Source organism: Erysipelatoclostridium sp. An173 (assembly GCF_002160495.1).
GTDB classification, from domain to species: Bacteria; Bacillota_I; Bacilli_A; order Erysipelotrichales; family Coprobacillaceae; genus Thomasclavelia; species Thomasclavelia merdavium.
Window position 1 is genome coordinate 1 of sequence record NZ_NFKR01000069.1, and the last position, 4,931, is coordinate 4,931.

Annotated in this window: 5 protein-coding genes and 1 pseudogene; all 6 read left to right on the forward strand. The window is 42.4% G+C overall.

Going from position 1 to position 4,931, the window contains the following annotated elements; genetic code table 11:
* Positions 1-529: 529 nt before the first annotated feature.
* Positions 530-1,528 carry a radical SAM protein gene (locus B5F09_RS14150; RefSeq protein ID WP_239404355.1) on the forward strand — a complete coding sequence of 333 codons (999 nt, stop codon included), beginning with the start codon at positions 530-532 and terminating at the stop codon, positions 1,526-1,528.
* Positions 1,521-1,973 carry a S24/S26 family peptidase gene (locus tag B5F09_RS14155; RefSeq protein ID WP_087374978.1) on the forward strand — a complete coding sequence of 151 codons (453 nt, stop codon included), beginning with the start codon at positions 1,521-1,523 and terminating at the stop codon, positions 1,971-1,973. Before B5F09_RS14150 ends, B5F09_RS14155 begins: the two co-directional genes overlap by 8 nt.
* Positions 1,974-1,975: 2 nt before the next feature.
* Entirely contained in the window at positions 1,976-3,730 is a 1,755-nt protein-coding gene (locus tag B5F09_RS14160) for an ABC transporter ATP-binding protein (RefSeq protein ID WP_087374979.1), read from the forward strand.
* Positions 3,731-3,741: 11 nt separating this feature from the next.
* Positions 3,742-4,476, forward strand: coding sequence for a tyrosine-protein phosphatase (locus tag B5F09_RS14165; RefSeq protein WP_087374980.1), 735 nt, complete (start codon positions 3,742-3,744; stop codon positions 4,474-4,476).
* Positions 4,473-4,703, forward strand: coding sequence for a hypothetical protein (locus B5F09_RS14170; protein WP_087374981.1), 231 nt, complete (start codon positions 4,473-4,475; stop codon positions 4,701-4,703). Before B5F09_RS14165 ends, B5F09_RS14170 begins: the two co-directional genes overlap by 4 nt.
* A 20-nt stretch (positions 4,704-4,723) precedes the next feature.
* Positions 4,724-4,931, forward strand: a pseudogene (locus tag B5F09_RS14175) (hypothetical protein); the annotation flags it as partial.

Consider the following 4,931-nt stretch of genomic DNA (forward strand, 5'->3'; position numbering starts at 1 on the left):
TCACATTGTGATTTCAAATCACCAAATGAATATGAATACAACTATCTAATCAGTAACAATTAATTAAATTTCTCATATTTATGTAGTCCGAAATCTTGACATAGTACCATTATGTGGATTATTATGGGAATGGAGATTACCAATATCGTTCTAACTATCATGCATGTGGAATTACACATGAAGCAGAATCTGACAGTGGATTTTATAAGGGATATATGGATGATACAAGAACATATGGGAATGATAGGATAGAGGTAATTGTTTGGACAGAATATGGCCATGATACTCACTGTACTACAAATCTTAACATGGATAAATGGGAAACTGCCAAATCATAACAGTGAAATGTTCAAATAAAGGTCTGGAGGAGAAGAGCCTCCAGCCTTTTTGAGATAAGGAGGATGCTTATGGAACATGATATCGAATATGAAAATACGGTCGAACGAAGACTGTTTGCCATGGCATATGAAAGATCAGTACGGTATACGGGGTACTGGAACTGACACCGCTATGCAATATGAACTGTGATATGTGCTATGTCCGTTTGAGCAGAAGTGAAATGGAAGCTCAGGGAAGGATGAAGACCCTGGATGAATGGCTTATGCTGGCTAAGGAAATGAAGGAAGCAGGAGTACTGTTTATCTTACTGACTGGAGGAGAACCGCTGCTTTATCCCTGGTTCAAAGAACTGTATATCAGTTTATTAGAGATGGGAATGGTCCTGACGGTCAATACCAACGGTACTCTGATAGATGAAGAGTGGACTGGTTTTTTTAGCCATCACAAACCACGGCGGATCAATATCACATTATACGGTGACAGCGAAAGCGGCTATGAAAGACTGTGTCATTATGGACAGGGCTTCGATAAAGCAGTCAAAGCGATCGAAGGACTAAGGAAAGCAGGGGTCCATGTCAAAATCAACGGCAGCATGACCAGAGCCAATGTATCATGCAGCGACGGGATCCTGGATATCGGAGAAAGACTTGATGTACCGGTAAGGATCGATACATACATGTGTCCAGGGGTACGTGAAAGAAGCCGACCGTTTGCATTTCAGACCAGGATGGATCCGGACATGGCTGCAAAGACAAGGATCCATGTACTGCGCCGCGAGATGGGCGATGAAATATTCAAGGCATCATGCCATCATGAATTTGAAAAGATAAAAAATACTCCTGAAGGTGAGGATAAACCATACGGTATGAGATGCAAGGCCGGAAGATGCTCGTTTACGATCAGCTGGCAGGGACTGATGAGACCGTGTGTGGTCATGAGCGAACCGAGCGAAGATGTGTTTAAGACCGGCTTTAAAAAGGCCTGGGAGAATATAACCGAGAAGACAAAACAGATCATGGGAAGCTCTGAGTGCAGTAAGTGTCATCTTCGTAAATACTGCAATACCTGTCCTGCATATGCCCTGCTTGAAGAAGGAAGATATGATGCAGTGCCCCGGTATCTTTGCAGATATACAAAGCGGTCAGTTGAATATATGAAAAAGGAGCTGGAAAAGATCGTCGATGAATAACAGCAGGATGGGGACCAGAGAGTATGTAACGATACTGAAAGGTTTAGTAGATGAAGGAAGAGAGGTCAATATGCATGTCCTTGGAAGCTCGATGGCACCTTTTGTAGTTCATGAACGTGATGTGATCTACTTTAAAAGACTGGAAAGAAAGCTTCGCAAGGGTGATATTGCTTTTTTTCAAAGGAAGAACGGACAGTATGTGGTCCACCGTATTTATAAGATAAAGGGAAATCAGTACTATTTTGTCGGTGACAATCAGACAGTTATAGAAGGGCCTATAGATGAAGGACAGATATTTGCAACGGTAACCAGAGTAAAAAGGAAAGGGAAGATGATCGGACCAGGAGATTTCTGGTGGGAGTTTTTTGCCCGGGTATGGATAAGGATCATACCTGTCCGGGCCTTTTTAGCAAGATTATATGGAATTTTTAATAAAGGAAGATAGATATGGAATCAATAAAAATGCTGATAGAGAAAATTAAGGACGGCAGTATCAAGGAGATGTGGGAAGAGATCAAATGGATGTTTTCCTACGGAAAGAACTATAAAAAGGAAATAGTATTCTATACGATCTTAGGAGTATTTTCTACCGTGATGTCGCTGATCAGTTCGGTTGCCAGCAAGGAGCTGATTAATATCGTAACAGGGATCCAGACCAACCGGGCTCTTGAAATGGCAGTACTGATGGTATCGATGTCGCTTTTCAGTCTGCTTTTCAATCAGGCAATGTCAAGGATCACACTGAAGATCAATATCCGGATCAAGAACGAGATCCAGGCCGATATCTTCGATAAGATAATCGAGGTCAACTGGCTTGATCTGTCAAGATATCATGGCGGAGACCTTCTTAACCGATTCAGCAGCGATGTAGGAACAGTAGCCAGCAGTGCCATCGGATGGGTACCGAATCTGATCATCAATTTTTTCAGTTTCATAGCGACACTGTGTCTGATCCTGTACTATGATCCAACGATGCTGTTTTTGACACTTGCCAATATGCCGATCATGCTGCTGTCATCAAAAGTAATGATGTCAAGACTGAGAAAATACGATATGAAGGTCAAGGAAATGAACAGCGAGATGATGGCATTTGAAACAGAGACCTTCAGCAATATCGATTCCATCAAATCATTCAGTCTGGTGCATCTGTTCAGTGACCGTTTAAAAGGGTTCCAGAAAAGATTCAAGGATGTAAGCCTGGAATACAACTGGTTCAGCATCAAATACAATACGATCATATCATTACTGGGAATGGTGGTCAGCTTCAGCTTTTATGGCTGGGCAGTATACCGGCTATGGAGCGGAGCGATCAATTATGGAGAGATGACGCTGTTTTTACAGCAGTCAGGACGCCTTTCATCGACGTTCAGTGCGCTGGTATCGATCATCCCGTCAACGATCAGTGCTACGATATCAGCCAAACGTCTGATGGAGATCACCTTTTTGCCGAAGGAACCGCTTGATATCAAAACGAGCGAATATTTAGACAGAATCCAGGATAAAGGATTTTCCTTAGAGCTGGAGGATGTCTATTTTTCATATATACAGGATAAAAATGTATTAGTTTCATCTGATCTAAAGGCTAATCCGGGAGAAATAGTTGCACTGGTAGGACCGAGCGGAGAAGGGAAGACAACGATGATCCGTCTGTTTTTAGGACTGATAACACCGAATCAGGGGAATGCCTATCTGATCGATTATCAGGGAAAGAAATACCATCTTGATGCATCGACGAGATCGCTGTTTGCCTATGTACCGCAGGGAAATACCATCTTTTCAGGAACGATAGCTGAAAACCTGAGAATGGTCAAGGAAGATGCCAGTGATGAAGAAATCATAGAAGCTTTGAAATCAGCATGTGCCTATGAATTTGTATCCCGGTTAGAAGGAGGCATCAATGCCAGGATTGGAGCCCGGGGACGGGGCTTATCGGAAGGGCAGTGCCAGAGAATTGCCATTGCCAGAGCCCTGCTGCGTGAGGCACCGATACTGTTACTGGATGAAGCAACAAGTGCCTTGGATGTTTCAACCGAAAGAAAAGTATTAAATAATATCATGATCAATCATCCCAACAAGACATGTATAGTAACGACCCATCGTCCAAGCGTCTTAAACATGTGTCAGAGGGTCTATCGGGTCATGGATACTAAATTAACGGTATTAAGTGAAGAAGAATCTGCCAAGATGGCAATGGATTTTTAGGAGGAACATATATGATCGATATACACAGTCATATCTTACCGATGGTCGATGACGGGTGTCAAAGCATCGATCAGGCTCTGCAGATGCTTGATCAGGCTTACCGTGACGGGACCGATGAAATTGTTCTGACACCTCATCTGGCCTATCCTTATCATTTTGAAAATCCTTCTGTCAAGAAAAAAGGTCTGTTCAGTGATTTTCAAAGGATCGTCAAAGATGCCGGAATTCCTGTTAAGCTGTATCCTGGCTGTGAGTTCCTGTTTGATTCGGTCGAAAGCTTTTATGAACACCTGGATGAGATCACGACATGCAATGATACCAGATATTTATTAATGGAATTTTTCTTTGATGCCGACGGTAAAAAAATGATCGAAGCAGTCAGATGTGCTGTAGAAAACGATCTGATACCGGTCATTGCTCATCCGGAGCGCTATGAAAGCATCCAGGTATCTGATCATCTGGCTAGGGATCTGGTATCTTCAGGAGCACTGCTGCAGATGAACAAGGGCAGTGTCTTTGGAAAATACGGTATGATGGCCAGAGATACGGTCATGGATCTGCTTGAAGCACATTTAATATCCTTTGCCGGAAGCGACGGTCATCATCCAATCCATCGCAGTGCCCGGATGTACCGTGACTATCAGTTTGTAAAGGAGCTTTACGGCAGAGATTACAGTGAAGCGATCTTCAATGACAATGCTGCTAAGATGTTAAGGAACGTTGATATAAGGGGGACAAAAGAGTGAAGAAAAACTGTAAATATTTTATTTTAGGAATCCTTTTAATTATCGGTTACGGAGGATTTATATTTATCCAGGGACGTGATGACAAGGTCGGACATGATCCGCAGATTACGGTACCTCAGACACCGCTGACCGTAAGTGTGACCAGCGAAGAATCGACGCTGCTGCAGGATGTCAGTGCCAGCGACGAGGAAGACGGCGATCTTACCTCACAGTACAATTTGGAATAAGTGATGGATTTATTAGAAATGTGTATGTAAGCAGTGACTGTAATGATTTACCAACATATATACCATTTATGGAGAAATATTATCAGGCATATGGAGAATACCCGGAAAAAACACCAGCAGATGCCGGATATGGAAGTTATGATAATTACATGTTCTGTAAAAAACATGAGATAGATTTATATATGAAATATTCGGGATATTATAAAGAACAGGAAAAAAAGACAGAAA

Coding starts and splice junctions, on each gene's coding strand:
- B5F09_RS14150 (WP_239404355.1), top strand. CDS start 530: ATGTGCTATGTCCGTTTGAGCAGAAGTGAAATGGAAGCTCAGGGAAGG.
- B5F09_RS14155 (WP_087374978.1), top strand. CDS start 1,521: ATGAATAACAGCAGGATGGGGACCAGAGAGTATGTAACGATACTGAAA.
- B5F09_RS14160 (WP_087374979.1), top strand. CDS start 1,976: ATGGAATCAATAAAAATGCTGATAGAGAAAATTAAGGACGGCAGTATC.
- B5F09_RS14165 (WP_087374980.1), top strand. CDS start 3,742: ATGATCGATATACACAGTCATATCTTACCGATGGTCGATGACGGGTGT.